Source organism: Gaiella sp. (assembly GCF_035710885.1).
In the GTDB taxonomy this organism is placed as follows: domain Bacteria; phylum Actinomycetota; class Thermoleophilia; order Gaiellales; family Gaiellaceae; genus Gaiella.
Genome location: NZ_DASTCS010000031.1, coordinates 1 through 14,305, shown reverse-complemented (window position 1 = coordinate 14,305; position 14,305 = coordinate 1). Strand labels below are relative to the sequence as shown.

Here is a 14,305-nt window from a genome sequence, read left to right as displayed (position 1 = left end):
TAGGATCGGAGCCATGGCATTCCGGGTCCGCACGGTTCGCGACCACGACGAGCTCAGCACCGCCCTCTCCGCGATCGGGCACTACTTCGGCTGGTACCCGACCAAGGAGGACGCCGAGCGCTTCTCGCGGCTGCTTCCGCTCGAACGGATGCACGCCGTCCTCGACGACGGCCGCATCGTCGCGGGCGCCGGCGTCTTCCCGTTCCGGCTGACGGTCCCGGGTGGAGACATGGCGTGCGCGGGAGTGACCGTCGTCGGCGTGCTTCCCTCGCATCGGCGGCGCGGCCTGCTGCGCCGGATGATGGACGTGCAGCTCGCCGACGTGCGCGAGAGAGGTGAGCCGATAGCGGCGCTCTGGGCTTCCGAGGAGACGATCTACGGCCGCTTCGGCTACGGGCTGGCCTCGACGTCCTTCAACTTCGACGCCGAGCGGAGCTCCGTCGCGATCAGGAGCGATCTTCCACGTGACGCCTCGCTGCGGCTGGTGGCCCACGACGAGGCGCTGAAGGCGTTGCCCCGCGTGTACGACCGCGTGGCGAAGAGGACGCCGGGCATGATCGTCCGCTCCCGCGACTGGTGGGAGTCCCGACGCCTCGACGACAGGCCGGAGCAGCGGCGCGGAGCCGGGCCGCTGGTGCGCGCGCTCGCGGAGCGCGACGGACGGCCGGTGGGCTACGCGCTCTACCGCCTGGCACAGGACGGCTCGACTCCGGAGACGTGGACGAAGACGGTTCGCGTCAACGAGGCCTTCGGCGTCGACGACGGGGCGACGCGCGACGTGTGGCGGTTCCTGCTCGAGATCGACTGGGTCGACCGGATCTCGGGGAGCCACCTGCCGCTCGACCATCCGCTGCCGCTGCTCGTCGACCGCATCAACAAGCTGCGGCTCTCCGTCTGGGACGCTCTCTGGTTGCGGGTCGTGGACGTCCCCGCCGCTCTTGCGGGCCGGGCCTACGGGTCGCCGGGCCGCGCCACGATCGAGGTCGCGTCCGATCCCCACTTTCCCGAGAACGTTGGCTCGTGGACGATCGAGGACGGCCACGTGCGACCCGCCAGGCGCCGCCCCGACGTTCGCGTCGCCGTGTCGGGCCTCGGCTCGGCGTTCCTCGGTGGGCTGTCGTTCGCGCAGCTCGCACGGGCAGGGCTCGCGGAGGAAGTCGCCCGGGGCGGGATCGAGAGGGCGGACGAGCTGTTCCGCACGTCCGCTGCGCCATGGTGCCCCGAGATCTTCTGAGAGGGGGCACGCCGGGGCGGATAAGGTCACGCCATGCCGGACGCGGTGATCCTCTCGGCCGTGCGCACGCCGGTGGGTCGCTACGGCGGCGGCCTCGCGGGCGTCCGCCCGGACGACCTCGCCGCCCTCGCGGTGGCGGCGGCCGTCGAGCGGGCCGGGGCGCCGCCCCGGGAGATCGAGGACGTCTGGCTCGGCTGTGCGAACCAGGCGGGCGAGGACAACCGCAACGTCGCGCGCTTCGCCGCCCTGCTCGCGGGTCTGCCCGACACGGTCGGCGGGGTCACCGTCAACCGTCTCTGCGCGTCGGGGCTGGCGGCAGTGGTCGGCGCCTGCCATGCCGTGATCGCGGGGGACGGCGACCTTTTCGTGGCCGGCGGCGTCGAGTCGATGAGCCGGGCGCCGCTCGTCACAGCCAAGCCCGACGCTGCGTTCCCCAGGGGCGACCGGGTGATGCACGACACGACGCTCGGCTGGCGGTTCGTCAACCCGCGCTACGCGGAGCGCTTCTCCACGGCCACGATGGGGGAGACGGGTGAGAACGTCGCGGACCGCTGGCAGGTCTCGCGCGAGGAGCAGGACGCGTTCGCCCTCGAGTCGCAGCGCCGCTGGGCGGAGGCGGACGCGGACGGGCGGTTCGCCGACGAGCTCGTCGCGGCGGGGGAGCTCGAGCGCGACGAGCACCCGCGCCCGGAGACGACGGCCGAGAAGCTGGCGTCGCTCCGACCTGCCTTCGCCGCGGAGGGCACGGTGACGGCCGGCAATGCGAGCGGCATCAACGACGGCGCGGCGGCTCTCGTCGTGGCGAGCGCCGACCGGGCCCGGTCGCTGGGCGTCGAGCCGCTCGGCACGTTCCGCGGCTCGGCCGTGGCAGGAGTCGATCCCGCCGTGATGGGGATCGGCCCGGTGCCGGCGGTCCGCAAGCTGCTCGACCGAGCCGGCGTCGGCGTCGAGCAGCTCGACCTCGTCGAGCTCAACGAGGCGTTCGCCTCGCAGTCCGTCGCAGTGATCCGCGAGCTCGGCCTCGACCCACAGAGGGTCAACGTCAGCGGCGGTGCGATCGCGATCGGCCATCCGCTCGGGATGTCGGGCGCGAGGCTCGTGGTCACGCTCCTCCACGAGCTCGGGCGCCGCGGCGGGCGCTACGGCGTCGCGACGATGTGCGTCGGCGTTGGGCAGGGCCAGGCCGCTCTGTTCGAGCGTGCCTGACGCGACAGAGCGGCGGAAGGGCGGTCGGCCGGGTCTCGTCGATACGTGACGTGGAGCGGCGAAGCGCGACACGACCTGCTGTGATCCCCGTGCGCATGCCTGCAGGAGAACCCTGAGCGTGACCCCCGAGCTCCCCGGGGCGCTGCGTCGCCTGCGCGACGACCTAGCAGCGCTTCGCCTGGACCTCGAGCTCCCCGACGCGGCGCACGCCCGACGGGCGCGCGACGACCTCGTCGGCCAGACGGACGACTACCTCCTGCCGCGCCTGGAGCAGATGAAGGCGCCGGTCCTGATGGTCGTCGGCGGCTCGACCGGAGCCGGGAAGTCGACGATCGTGAACAGCCTGGTCGGCGCGGAGGTCAGCCCTGCCGGTGTCCTCCGCCCGACGACCCGCGGGCCGACGCTCGTCTGTCATCCGGACGACCTGCGCTGGTTCGACGACGATCGCATCCTGCCCCGGCTGCCGAGGGCGACCGGCGGCCCGCCTACGCCGGGGACGCTTCTCCTCGTGCCCGCTCCCGAGGTTCCCGCGGGCCTGGCGTTGCTGGATTCGCCCGACATCGACTCCGTGCTCTCGGAGAACCGCGCTCTTGCGACCCAACTTCTCGCGGCCGCAGACGCCTGGCTGTTCGTGACGACGGCCGCCCGCTACGCCGACGCCGTCCCGTGGGAGTTCCTCGCGACCGCGCGAGAGCGCGGGACGGCGCTGGCGATCGTGCTCAACCGCGTGCCCGGCGACGCCGAGCGGGAGGTGACTGCGCATCTCCAGGAGATGATGCGAGCGCAGCGCATCGACGCCGTGCTGCTCGTGGTCGGAGAGACGCACCTCGAGCAGGAGCGCCTCCGGGAGGTCGACCTCCGACCCGTACGCCGCTGGCTCGACGGGCTCGCCGCCGACGCGCAGGCGCGGGCGGAGCTGATCCGCAGGACGCTCACCGGGGCGCTGCGAAGCCTTCCCGGTCGCGCCGGCGCGGTCGAGCGAGCCGGTGCCGAGCAGCTCGCCGCTGCGGCGGATCTCCGCTCGGAGGCCGACCTGGCGTACGCGTCCGCGCGACAGGAGATCGAGGACGCGCTCCGCAGCGGCTCGCTGCTGCGCGGGGAGGTCGTCGCGCGGTGGCACGAGGTCGTCGGCACCGGCGAGCTGATGCGTGAGCTGCAGTCGCGCCTCGCGTCGCTCCGCGACCGGCTCGCGAGCGTCGTCACCGGCCGCGAGATGCCGTCCGACCAGCTCCGAGAGGCCGTCGAGCACCGGCTCGAGGCTGTCGTGCGAGCCGCGGCGGAGCGCGCCGCCGAGCGCGCAGCGCTCGCCTGGAGTGAACGGCCGGCCGGGCGAGCGCTCGTCGAGACGGCTCCCGGGCTCTCGCAGGCGTCCATGGAGCTCCGGTCCGAGACCCGCGAGCAGGTGCGGGCCTGGCAGGGGCACGTCATGGAGCTGGTGCGGAAGGAGGGGTCGTCGAAGCGCGCGACGGCCCGGCTCGCCTCGCTCGGCGTGAACGGCGCGGGCTTCACCGTGATGCTCGCCGTGTTCGCCTCCACCGGGGGGCTCACGGGCCTCGAGACAGTCGTGGCCGGCGGCACGTCGGCAGTGGGGCACAAGCTGCTCGAGGCGCTGCTCGGCGACCAGGCCGTCCGTGCGCTCGCGGCCCGCGCGCGCGACGACCTCGTGGATCGCGTCGACCGGATCCTGCGCAACGAAGCCGACCGCTTCGCGGGGCTGATCGAGGGGAGGGTCCCGGAGGCGGAGGCCGTCGCGCGGCTCCACACCGCGATCGACGGGGTCAGACGGGCGTCGTGAGCCTCGATCTCGACGCGCGCCTGGTCGCGCTCGACGAAGCCGTCCGGGTCGCGGACGGACGACTGGAGCCGGAGGAGGTCGGGGCCGGGCGGCGGGTGATCGAGAAGGCCGGCGCGCGGCTCGGGCTCGGGATCGAGTCGACCGTGGCCGCGCTCGCCGGCCCGACCGGGGCGGGGAAGTCGCTGCTCTTCAACGCTCTGAGCGGTGGCGATGCGGCGGCGGTCGGCCGTCGCCGTCCGACGACCTCGGAGGCGAGGGCGGCCGTCTGGGGCGACGGCGCGGATACCTTGCTCGACTGGCTGGACGTGAGGATGCGTCACCGGGTCGACGGCGACGGCCTTGAAGGTCTCGTCCTCCTCGACCTTCCCGACTTCGACTCGGTCGAGACCGCGCACCGGCTCGAGGTCGACCGGATCGTCGAGCTGGTCGATCTCCTGGTCTGGGTCGTGGAGCCGCAGAAGTACGCGGACGCGGCACTGCACGACCGGTATCTCCGGCCCCTGAGGAGACACGCGGACGGGATGGTCTTCCTCCTCAACCAGGCCGACCTCCTCTCGGCGAGCGAGGCAGGGGCGCTGCGGGATGACGCGACGCGCCTGCTCGGCGAGGACGGCCTGCGGGACACGCCGGTGCTCGTCATCTCGGCTCTCACGGGCCTGGGGCTCGAGGAGCTGCGCAGCCTCCTCGTCGAGCGCGTTGCGGCGCGTGACGCGGCCGTCGCGCGCCTCGCTGCGGACGTCGAGGCCGCGGCGGAGACGCTGCGGCGGTGGTGCGGTGACATGCAGCCGCCGGGCGTGCGGAAGGAGCAGCGGGAGCGCCTCGTCGCGGCCCTGTCGGAGGCGGCCGGCGTCCCGCGTGTCGTGGAGGCCGTCGGAGAGGCACACCGCCGCCGGGGCGCGCTTGCCACCGGGTGGCCCTTCGTGCGTTGGGTGCGCCGCCTGAAGCCCGACCCGCTCCGGCGGCTTCGCCTCGGAGAGGGCGGCGGAGACGGTGAGCGTTTCGGCAGGACCTCGATGCCCCCGGCGACGGACGTTCAGCGCGCCCAGGTCGCGACGGCCGTGCGCGCGCTCGCCGACGAGGCAGGAGCCGGTCTGCCTCCGCCCTGGCCCAGGCTCGTCAGGGCGTCGGCCGCGTCCGACGAGGCGAGGGTCCTCGACCGGCTCGATCACGCCGTCGGGACAGCCGACATCGAGCCGTCCGCGCCGCGATGGTGGTGGGTGGCGTCCATGCTCCAGCGCCTCGTCGCCGCCGTCTTCGGTGTCGGCGCCCTCTGGATCGCCCTCGCGGGTGTCGCCGGGCTCCTGCGAATCGAGGACGTCGTGCCGCTCCCCGAGCGCAACGGGGCGCCGATCGCAACGTGGCTCGTCGTCATCGGGCTCGCGGGCGGCCTCCTGCTCGCCTCACTCACACGGCTCGTCAACGCCGCCGGTGCGCGTCGGCGCCGGCGTTCTGCCGAGCGTGCGCTCCGCCCGGGGATCGAGGCCGTCGCCGACGAGCTCGTCGTCGGCCCCGTCGAGCGCGAGCTGGCCGCGCACGAGACGCTCCGCCGATCGCTCGCCGTGGCGACGGGCGACGAGGACCGCACCGCCCGCGCTCCCTGATCCCGCGAGCGGGCACGCGCGTGGGGTGCGGATTGCTAGGTTCAGCCCACGGTGAGCCGTTCCGCGCGTGTGGGAGCCCGCACGGTCGCAGTGCTCGTCGCGATCGCGGCGGTCGCAGTCGTTCTCGTGCAGCCCGCATGGCCCGTGGAGCCTTTCCGGCTCGGCGACCAGATCGAGGATCGGGTCGGCGCGCTCGAGGACCGCACGAACGAGGTGCAGGAGGCGCTCGACGACCTCCGAGGCTCGGACGGCATCCAGCTCTGGGTGGCCTACGTCGACTCCTTCTCCGGGGTCGGTGCGCAGGAATGGGCCGACAGGACCGCCGAGCTCAGCGACCTCGGGCTCTCGGACGTCCTCCTGGCGGTGGCGACCGAAGACCGGGCCTACGCATACTCGGTGGACGAGCAGTTCCCGCTCTCCGACGAGGAGCTCGCCCGAATCGCCAACGGCGAGATCGAGCCCGAGCTCTCGGACGGCGACTGGGCGGGAGCCGCCGTCGCGGCCGCCGACGCCCTCGCCGACGCGAGCGGCGACGGTGCGAGCGGAGACGACGACGGCCGAGGCTCGTCGTGGCTCTGGCCGCTGGTCGGCGCGGTCGTGCTGCTCGGCCTCGTCTGGGCGCTCGTCTCCTGGCTTCGCCGCGGACGGGGGACGCCGGCCGCCGCCACGGAGGGAGACGAGCTCTCGCGCCTCTCGCTCGACGAGCTCTCGAAGCGAGGCAGCGGCCTCCTCGTCGAGGTCGACGACGCGGTGAAGACCAGCGAGCAGGAGGTCGCATTCGCCGCCGCGCAGTTCGGCGACGAGACCGCCGCTCCGTTCGCGGCCGCCGTGGAGAGCGCCAGGGCCGACCTCGCAAGGGCGTTCCAGCTGCGACGCGCGCTCGACGACTCGACGCCCGAGGACGAGACGAGCCGGCGGGAGCTGCTGACCGAGATCATCTCCCTCACGCAAGGGGCGAGCGACCGGCTCGATGCGGAGGTGGATCGCTTCGACGAGCTGCGCGCGATGGAGCAGAACGCGCCCGAGCTTCTCGCCGGCCTCGCGACGCGCCTCTCGGCGCTCGAGGGTCGGCTGCCGGGTGCCGAGGCGACGCTGCGCGGACTGACTGCGACCTATGCGCCCGCAGCCGTCGCGAGCGTGCTCGACAACCCGCGGCAGGCGGGCGAGCGGCTCGCGTTCGCGCGGGGCGAGGTGACCGAGGGCAACGCGGAGGTCGCCGCGGGAAACCGCGGCAAGGCAGCGGTGGCGATTCGCGGGGCGGAGGAGGCGGCGGGGCAGGCCGGCCAGCTCGTCGACGCGATCGATCGGCTTGCGACAGACCTGGCCGACGCCGATGACAAGATTCGCGCCGCGATTCCCGGGGTCGTGGAGGACCTCACGGCCGCCCGTGCGCTCGCGGGCGAGCAATCGTCGCTCGCGGAGCACGTCGCGCGAGGCGAGCAGGCTCTTGCAGCCGCGGAGATCGCCGCCTCGGCGACGGACGGGCAGGATCCGCTGGGTGCGCTCCATCGCCTCGAGGAGGCGGGCAAGGCGCTCGACGCCGCGCTCGCCGACGCTCGCGAGGAGGAGGAGCAGGCGCGCCGCGCCCGGGCGACGCTCGAGCAGACCTTGTCGGGCGTGCGCGCGAAGATCGAGGCTGCGGAGGACTTCATCACGACCCGTCGCGGCGCCGTCGGCGCCTCGGCGCGTACCCGGCTCGCGGAGGCGAAGCGGCATTTCGAGCAGTCGCTCGCCGTCTCGGCCACGGACCCGCAGATCGGGCTGGAGCACGCGCGCACCGCGGACGGGCTCGCCGGTCAGGCTCTGCAGCTCGCTCAGCAGGACGTCTCGGGCTACGAGCAGGGACCGGGGATGGGCATCCCCGGTCTCCCCGGGGGCGGCGGCGGAGGTGGGACAATCGGTGACGTGATCATGGGCGGCATCCTCATCGACATCCTGCGGGGCGGCCGCGGCGGAGGCTCGGGCGGAGGGGGCGGCGGCGGTGGCCTTCCGTTCCCCGGTGGGTTCGGGCCCGGAAGCTTCGGCGGGATCGGCAGGCGCGGACGCAGGGGAGGGGGAGGACGATTCTGACCTCGACAGCCTGCGTCGGTGAAGGGCTCGATCCGGGACGTCGACAGGCGTCGCAGACCTCAGATGGCAGTCGTTGAGAGAGGGAGGTAGCGAGGTGGGACAGCAAACGATCTTTGGACGTATCGCGCAGCTGACGAAGGCGAACATCCACGCGATGCTCGATTCGGCCGAGGACCCGGAGAAGATGCTCGATCAGATGATCCGGGACTACAAGGACAACATCGCCGAGGCGGAGGAGGCCGTCGCGCAGACGATCGGGAATCTCCGCCTGATGGAGGAGGACGCGAAGGAGGCGTCCGAGGCGGCTGTCGAGTGGGGCTCCAAGGCGCAGGCTGCCGTGAGCAAGGCGAAGGAGCTCGGGAGCGCCGGCAACGCCGCCGAGGCGGCAACCTTCGAGAACCTCGCGCGCGTCGCTCTCAAGAAGCAGATCGACTACGAGGACGACGTGAAGACGCTCCAGCCGACCATCACACAACAGAACGACGTCGTGAGCCGGCTCAAGTCCGGGCTCGAGGGCATGCGGAGCAAGCTCGACGAGCTGGAGAGCAAGCGTGACGAGCTGATCGCGCGGGCCAAGATGGCCGAGGCGCAGGCCGGCGTGATGGACGCCGTCAAGGAGATCGACCTCACCGACCCGACGAGTGAGCTCTCGCGCTTCGAGGAGAAGATCCGCCGTGAGGAGGCGAAGGTCGCCGGCCGGGCAGAGCTGGCCGCGTCCCGTCTCGACGTGCAGTTCGAGGCGCTCGAGGACGAGGAGGAGAACGCCGAGGTCGAGGCACGGCTCGCGGAGCTGACGAGCGGCTCGAGGGCCGCCCTGCCGTCGGGCAGCTCCGGGACGAGCTAGCCGAGCCCGGGCGGGAGGCCGACTGCGCCTCCCGCCCTCGCCTCGTCCCCGCTCGGAGGGTCGGGTACACTGCCACCTCGCCACTCCGAAGCTCGGAGACGTGCTGGAGACGGCGCAATCGGGCGCTTAGCTCAGTTGGGAGAGCACCAGCTCGACAAGCTGGGGGTCACTGGTTCGAGCCCAGTAGCGCCCATCACGAAGCCCGCCGCGAATGGCGGGTTTCGCCTTGGGAGGCAGGCAACGCACACGGGTCGTGTCCGCAGGATGCCCGCACCTGAACGGCGCGAGCAGTGACCGTGGAGTCATGACGAGCAACGAGAGATTCGATCGGGCCTACTGGGAACGGCGCTGGACGCAGGTCGTGCGCGAGCATCGGGACGAGCTCGTGGGTCGCGGGGCGAGCGCGCACCTGCTGACCGAGACCGCCGATCTGGCCCCGGGGCGCGCCCTCGACGCCGGTTGTGGGCACGGGTCCGAGGCATTGTGGCTCGCGTCACGCGGGTGGCGGGTCACGGCGGTCGATTTCTCGGCGACCGCCCTGGACATCGCCCGGTCGCGAGCGAAGGCGATCGGCGCGGACGTCGCCGAGCGCATCGAGTGGACGGAGGGCGACCTCGCGACCTGGGCGCCGCCGCCGCGCTGCCACGACCTCGTGATCAGCCTGTACGTCCATGTGCAGGGATCCGTCGGCGAGATGGTCGGACGGCTCGGGGCCGGTGTCGCGCCCGGCGGGACGTTGCTCTTGGTTGGCCACCGCCCCATCGACCCCGCAACCGGTGCTCCAAGCCCGGCTGCCGGGCAGGTGCAGGTCTCGGTCGACGCCGCCGTGGACGCTCTCGATCCGCGCGAGTGGCGAATCGACGTCGCCGAGGAGCGGCTACGGGATGCGGCCGGTACGGGGGTCGACGCGGTGGTGCGCGCGGTGCTGTCCGCAACGCCCACCTGACGAAGCGTCTGCGAGAGGCAGAGGCGTCGCCGTCTCCCGAGGAACGCGGCGTGGCCTCCCCGGACTGCAGCGTTGACTACACGGCCTTCGGGGGCAAGAGTCGCAGAACACGCCCGCTCACACGGAGGTGCCCGGTGCCGGTTGCAATGCTGCTCGACACGCCCGAGGGGTCGCAGGACATGTACGAGGCTTTGACCACGAAGATCTTCGGCTCGCTGCAGCCCGACGTCCTGCCCGACGGGCTCATCGCCCACATCGCAGGCCCGCGCGACGAAGGCGGTTGGCGCGTCGTCGACATCTGGGAGTCCACCGACGCGTTCTGGCAGTTCTTCGACGCCAAGCTCCTGCCCGCTGCCCGGGAGCTCGGGCAGGATCCGACGGAGGCCCGACCGACGTTCTTCGCCGTCCACAACATGATCGGGCTCGGCATGCCGGCTTGACGCGTCGCCCATCGATCTCGCCGCCACGCCGTTACTTGTTGTTCTTCCAAAATGCTCTATTGCGCTGCGATTCGTGCCGTAGTACCAAACCGGGGGACGTCCTCGGGCCTTCGGGAGTGAGCGCGACGGGGGGCGGGGGCCGGTGCCCCCGGCCCCCCATCGCCGGTCAGATCCGGTGGAGCTGACCGCGAACTGCGCCCTGTGGGTCCTGCGTCGTGTGGTAGTTGACGTAGTGCCCGGCGGGATCGCCGCAGATGGCAGCGGCGGCGTCGGCTGTGATGCCGATGCGCGCGGCCTGGAAGAAGAGCTTCCGGTCGGACGACCCGGCAAACAGCGGGACGAGCACGCCCCCGATGACCCCGGCGGCACCGGGGTGGATGTGGCCGGCGACGAACGTCTCACCGGCCGGGTTGGCGATCGCGACGCTGAAGCTCAGCGTCGTCCCGTCGATGTGGAAGAGCGCGGCGCCGAGCGCTCTGGAGTCGACGACGGGGTCGGTCGAGCCTGCGTCTCGTACCTCGTTCCCGGGCGTCATCACCGCGTACGCGGTGCATTTGGTGGGCTCGTCACTCGCTCCCGCAGGCGCCGTGACGATCAACGCTGCGAGCCCTACGACGAGCGCCAGGACGACCGTGAGCCGCCGATTCACTGGCATCGGTTCCTCCTTGCGGTCGTGGCTGCGAAGCCGTGTCGTTCGGCTGTACGCGGCGCGCGCGGACTCGGTTTGCCCCACGAGTCTCGCCGGCAGAATCGGTGCGAGAGCCTTTCGCCGGCGCCCCCGTCCCGCCACTCGAGCGGCCAAATGGTTTATAGTTTGTAAAGACCGGCGCGCGGGTACTCCGCCGCAAGTCCCACGGCCGGAGGTGCCGCCATGCGTCAGCCAGTAACGCTCGAAGGGGTGCTCACCGGCCGGATACGCCCGCGCGGGCGGATGCTCTCGGTGTGCCCCGTGCCAGGGTGCACGACACTGACCATGGGCGGGACGTGTGTCGCGCACGACCCGCCGGTGACGATGACCTTCGTACGCGGCCGGCCGTTCGTGGCCGAGGTGCCCCAGAGCGCCCGGTCGATCTCGTTCCGTAGCTGACCCCCCCGCGCGCGGATCCCCCGGGTGAGGGATGCGGCCGGGCGGGCAGCTCCGAACGGTGAGGTCATGGGTGCCTCCTCCGGCTGGAACCTCGTGGCGCGTCGGCAGCCCCGCGTCCGCGCGGCGTCGAAGAAGCAGCCGGCGCGCCACCTGGTGAGCGTCCCCAGTGGGCCGCGCGCCGACACCGGACGGCGTCAGGGCGAACCGCGGCACCCGAGCCGGGCTCCGGGCGCCCCGCGCGACTCCGGCTGAGCCGCGCGCGCCCTCAGACGAGGCGCCGCTCGAGGTACGCGGCAAGCCGCGTGAGCGGGAACGAGATGAGGAAGAAGAGGACCATTACAAACCCGAGGATCTCGACTGCGTGGATCTCGCCGATCCCTGCGGGCGGGAAGACCGTCAGGCGTTCCGATTGCGACTTCGCTGCCTGGAGCAGCTCGATCCCGCCGATCACGGCCGCGAGCGTCGAGTTCTGGATGATGTTGACGAGTAGCCCGACGAGCGGCGGCAGGAGCCGGCGGTACGCCTGCGGCAGGATCACCGACCGCTGTCGCCCGATCCAGCCGAACCCGAGCGCCGCCGCGGCCTCGTGCTGCTCCCGGGGGATCGACCCGACCGCCCCGCGGGTCGCTTCGGCGACCTGTGCGCTGCCCCACAGGATGAGCGCGATCGACGTCGCCGTGAGCGGCCCGAACTCGAGCGTCGGGGCGATCGCGGGGAGGCCGAAGTAGACCATGAACACGGTGACCAGGATCGGCAGGCCGCGGAAGACCTCGATGTACCCCCGGATCACGACCCGCGACAACAGGAACTGGATGGTGAGGAGCGTTCCCAGCACCATGCCGATCAGCGAGGCCCCGACGACCGAGATCGCGGACACCTTGAGCGTCGCCGGCAGCCCGACCTCCAGGATGTAGCGGACGACCGGCTCTACCCAGTCCGGCATCTATCTCGACTCCGGGAGCGCCAGCCGGGCCTCCAGCAGCCGGATCGCCGCCGAGAGGCTCCAGACGAGAGTCAGATAGACGATGCCGAGGACGGTGAGCGCCTCCAGCGTCTCGAGCGTCAGGTTGGCGATGTTGATCGCCGTCGTCGTCAGCTCGGGATAGCCGATCACGTACATCAGCGAGGTGTTCTTGACGACGGAGATGTAGGTGTTGATCGACGAGGGGAGTGAGATCCGGCCGCCGATCGGGAGCGTGACGTTGAGGAACGTCGTGAACGGGCTGAAACCGAGGGCCAGGCCCGCTTCGCGGTACCGCTGCGGCACCGCCTCGAAGCCCGCTCGGAAGTTCTCGGTGTTGAAGGCCCCTCCCCAGATCGTCACCGCGACCCAAGCCGCCGTGAATGCGTCGAGGCGGATCCCGATCTGCGGGAGGGCGAAGTAGACCATGAAGATCTGGACGAGGATCGGGGTGTTCCGGATGACCTCGACGTAGACGGCGGCGAGCTGGCTGACGACCGGGATGCGGTGGGCGCGCGCGGCGCCGAGCACGAGGCCTACGAGGGACGCCCCGACGACCGCGATCGCCGAGACCTTGATGGTGTTCTCGAAGCCGTCGAGAAGCTCGCGCCAGTTCTCCGACACGAACGCTCCGAGGTCGTAGACGGCAAGCATGAGAAGGGATCACGGTGGCGGCCGCTTCACAGCGGCCGCCACCGTCGGCGTCTCAGCCTACGGGCACACCGTGTCGAGGCTGGGAAGGCTCGGCGACCGGTAGGTGAAGTCCTGGGTCGGCCGCAGGGTGTTCCTCAGGAACGCCGGCACGAAGCGCGGCGCGATGTAGCTTCGGATGATGGGCGCGAAGAGATCCTTCCTCTTCATCAGGTTGAGCCGCGCATCGACCCACCGCTTGAGCGCGGCGTTGCCCTGCTTGATGCCGATGCCGTACGGCTGCTCCAGGAACAGATCGTCGGTCATCTTCGAGGACCGATCTGTCGCTGCGATGAGCGCGAGCGATGTGTCGTCGAACATGACGGCGTCGGCTCGGCCCTGGTTGAAGGCGATCACGGCGTTCGTGACGCTGTCCAACACGATGACCTGCGTGTCGGTGAAGCACCGCTTCATCCAGCGGTCATAGATCGAGCCGCTCGTCGTCGCCACGCGCTTGCCACGGATGTCTGCGAGCCGCTGGATCGCCGAGTCGTTCTTGACGAGCAAGCGACCCGTCGAATTGAAGTACGCCCGCGAGAAGTCGATTCTCGTGTCGCGGTCGGCGGTGTACGTGAACGTCGAGATGACGAGATCGACGCGGTTCGTGGTCAGCAGAGGCTCGCGTGCCGCGGTGGGGGCGCACACGAATGTCAGGCGCTGCGCACGCCCGAACGCGTATCGGGCGAACTGCTTCGCGATATCGACGTCGACGCCCGCGTTCTTGCCTCGAACGTCGATGAACCCGAACGGCGGCGTGTCGCACTTGACGCCGACGATGAGGCGCTTGCGATCGGCGATCTCGGCGGGCAACTTCGGCAAGACCGGCGCCTTGGCCTCGGCTCCGGCTGCCCCGGTCGTGGCCAGGGGCTTCGCCGACCCGATCGTCGCCGCGACGAACGCGACGACGGCGACCCCTGCCGTGGCCAGGATGATTCTCCTCATTCCTCTTCTCCTTCTGCCTCGGTGATTGTCAGTTCGTCCAGCGACCCCGTGAGCTCGAGCGACCGCCGCAGGAACCGCCGCGTCCGCTCCTCCCGGGGGTTGTCGAGCACGTCTCGAGGACGTCCCTGCTCGACGATCTTGCCTCCGTCCATGAACACGACGCGGTCTCCGACGTCGCGGGCGAAGTGCATCTCGTGCGTGACGACGAGCATCGTCGTGCCGTGCCCGCGGGCAAGGTCGCGCATCACGACGAGCACCTCGCCGACGAGCTCCGGATCGAGCGCCGACGTGACCTCGTCGAAGAGCATGACCTTCGGCGACATCATCAGCGCCCGCGCGATCGCGACGCGCTGCTGCTGCCCGCCGGAGAGCTGGTGCGGATGCTGGCCGGCCTTCTCCGGCAGCCCGACGACGTCGAGGAGCTCGCGCGCCCGGTCCTCGGCCTCCGTGCGCGGAAGCTTGCGGATCCGGCGGGCGGCCAGCGTGAGG

Annotated in this window: 14 protein-coding genes and 1 tRNA gene; 10 read left to right on the top strand and 5 right to left on the bottom strand. The window is 71.6% G+C overall.

Annotation, left to right across the window (positions count from 1 at the left end; all coding sequences use genetic code 11):
• The first annotated feature begins 13 nt into the window (after positions 1 to 13).
• The 9 genes from VFO26_RS06375 (at position 14) to VFO26_RS06335 (ending at position 10,136) form a co-directional block, all read left to right on the top strand.
• Positions 14 to 1,234 (top strand): GNAT family N-acetyltransferase, encoded by a 1,221-nt coding sequence (locus VFO26_RS06375; protein WP_325114079.1) that lies wholly within the window; start codon positions 14 to 16, stop codon positions 1,232 to 1,234.
• Between the two features lie 33 nt (positions 1,235 to 1,267).
• The gene (locus VFO26_RS06370) at positions 1,268 to 2,440 is read left to right on the top strand and encodes an acetyl-CoA C-acyltransferase (RefSeq protein WP_325114078.1); all 1,173 of its coding nucleotides are present in this window, start codon (positions 1,268 to 1,270) and stop codon (positions 2,438 to 2,440) included.
• A 118-nt stretch (positions 2,441 to 2,558) separates the two neighbouring features.
• Positions 2,559 to 4,235, top strand: coding sequence for a hypothetical protein (locus tag VFO26_RS06365; RefSeq protein WP_325114077.1), 1,677 nt, complete (start codon positions 2,559 to 2,561; stop codon positions 4,233 to 4,235).
• Positions 4,232 to 5,836: a GTPase gene (locus VFO26_RS06360; protein WP_325114076.1), complete on the top strand. Its 1,605-nt coding sequence runs from the start codon at positions 4,232 to 4,234 to the stop codon at positions 5,834 to 5,836. The genes VFO26_RS06365 and VFO26_RS06360 overlap by 4 nt, the downstream gene beginning before the upstream one ends.
• A 51-nt stretch (positions 5,837 to 5,887) precedes the next feature.
• The gene (locus VFO26_RS06355; RefSeq protein WP_325114075.1) at positions 5,888 to 7,906 is read left to right on the top strand and encodes a TPM domain-containing protein; all 2,019 of its coding nucleotides are present in this window, start codon (positions 5,888 to 5,890) and stop codon (positions 7,904 to 7,906) included.
• Positions 7,907 to 8,000: 94 nt separating this feature from the next.
• Entirely contained in the window at positions 8,001 to 8,750 is a 750-nt protein-coding gene (locus VFO26_RS06350) for a PspA/IM30 family protein (protein WP_325114074.1), read from the top strand.
• Positions 8,751 to 8,870: 120 nt separating this feature from the next.
• Positions 8,871 to 8,943: transfer RNA gene (locus VFO26_RS06345), tRNA-Val, on the top strand.
• Between the two features lie 111 nt (positions 8,944 to 9,054).
• Positions 9,055 to 9,696 carry a class I SAM-dependent methyltransferase gene (locus VFO26_RS06340; protein WP_325114073.1) on the top strand — a complete coding sequence of 214 codons (642 nt, stop codon included), beginning with the start codon at positions 9,055 to 9,057 and terminating at the stop codon, positions 9,694 to 9,696.
• Between the two features lie 134 nt (positions 9,697 to 9,830).
• Positions 9,831 to 10,136 (top strand): hypothetical protein, encoded by a 306-nt coding sequence (locus VFO26_RS06335; protein ID WP_325114072.1) that lies wholly within the window; start codon positions 9,831 to 9,833, stop codon positions 10,134 to 10,136.
• 166 nt (positions 10,137 to 10,302) lie between these two features.
• Here VFO26_RS06335 and VFO26_RS06330 read toward each other — a convergent pair whose 3' ends face one another.
• Positions 10,303 to 10,791, bottom strand: a complete 489-nt coding sequence (locus VFO26_RS06330; protein WP_325114071.1) for a CHRD domain-containing protein — start codon at positions 10,789 to 10,791, stop codon at positions 10,303 to 10,305.
• Between the two features lie 216 nt (positions 10,792 to 11,007).
• Here VFO26_RS06330 and VFO26_RS06325 point away from each other — a divergent pair, with 216 nt between their 5' ends.
• Complete coding sequence (locus tag VFO26_RS06325; protein ID WP_325114070.1) at positions 11,008 to 11,223, top strand: hypothetical protein; 216 nt, start codon at positions 11,008 to 11,010, stop codon at positions 11,221 to 11,223.
• Positions 11,224 to 11,488: 265 nt separating this feature from the next.
• On the opposite strand, the gene VFO26_RS06320 is transcribed toward VFO26_RS06325, so the two are convergent.
• The 4 genes from VFO26_RS06320 to VFO26_RS06305 all read right to left on the bottom strand — a co-directional run.
• A complete protein-coding gene (locus VFO26_RS06320; protein ID WP_325114069.1) occupies positions 11,489 to 12,166 on the bottom strand; it encodes an amino acid ABC transporter permease in 678 nt (225 codons plus the stop codon).
• Complete coding sequence (locus tag VFO26_RS06315) at positions 12,167 to 12,838, bottom strand: amino acid ABC transporter permease (protein WP_325114068.1); 672 nt, start codon at positions 12,836 to 12,838, stop codon at positions 12,167 to 12,169.
• A 57-nt stretch (positions 12,839 to 12,895) separates the two neighbouring features.
• A complete protein-coding gene (locus VFO26_RS06310) occupies positions 12,896 to 13,816 on the bottom strand; it encodes a transporter substrate-binding domain-containing protein (protein WP_325114067.1) in 921 nt (306 codons plus the stop codon).
• The coding region (locus tag VFO26_RS06305; RefSeq protein WP_325114066.1) for an amino acid ABC transporter ATP-binding protein at positions 13,813 to 14,305 on the bottom strand (493 nt) is incomplete at its 5' end. The genes VFO26_RS06305 and VFO26_RS06310, both read right to left, overlap by 4 nt.

Excerpts from the sequence above, each read along its gene's own strand:
- VFO26_RS06330 (WP_325114071.1), bottom strand. The coding sequence starts at position 10,791 with ATGCCAGTGAATCGGCGGCTCACGGTCGTCCTGGCGCTCGTCGTAGGG.
- VFO26_RS06310 (WP_325114067.1), bottom strand. The coding sequence starts at position 13,816 with ATGAGGAGAATCATCCTGGCCACGGCAGGGGTCGCCGTCGTCGCGTTC.
- VFO26_RS06320 (WP_325114069.1), bottom strand. The coding sequence starts at position 12,166 with ATGCCGGACTGGGTAGAGCCGGTCGTCCGCTACATCCTGGAGGTCGGG.
- VFO26_RS06340 (WP_325114073.1), top strand. The coding sequence starts at position 9,055 with ATGACGAGCAACGAGAGATTCGATCGGGCCTACTGGGAACGGCGCTGG.
- VFO26_RS06315 (WP_325114068.1), bottom strand. The coding sequence starts at position 12,838 with ATGCTTGCCGTCTACGACCTCGGAGCGTTCGTGTCGGAGAACTGGCGC.
- VFO26_RS06325 (WP_325114070.1), top strand. The coding sequence starts at position 11,008 with ATGCGTCAGCCAGTAACGCTCGAAGGGGTGCTCACCGGCCGGATACGC.
- VFO26_RS06375 (WP_325114079.1), top strand. The coding sequence starts at position 14 with ATGGCATTCCGGGTCCGCACGGTTCGCGACCACGACGAGCTCAGCACC.
- VFO26_RS06370 (WP_325114078.1), top strand. The coding sequence starts at position 1,268 with ATGCCGGACGCGGTGATCCTCTCGGCCGTGCGCACGCCGGTGGGTCGC.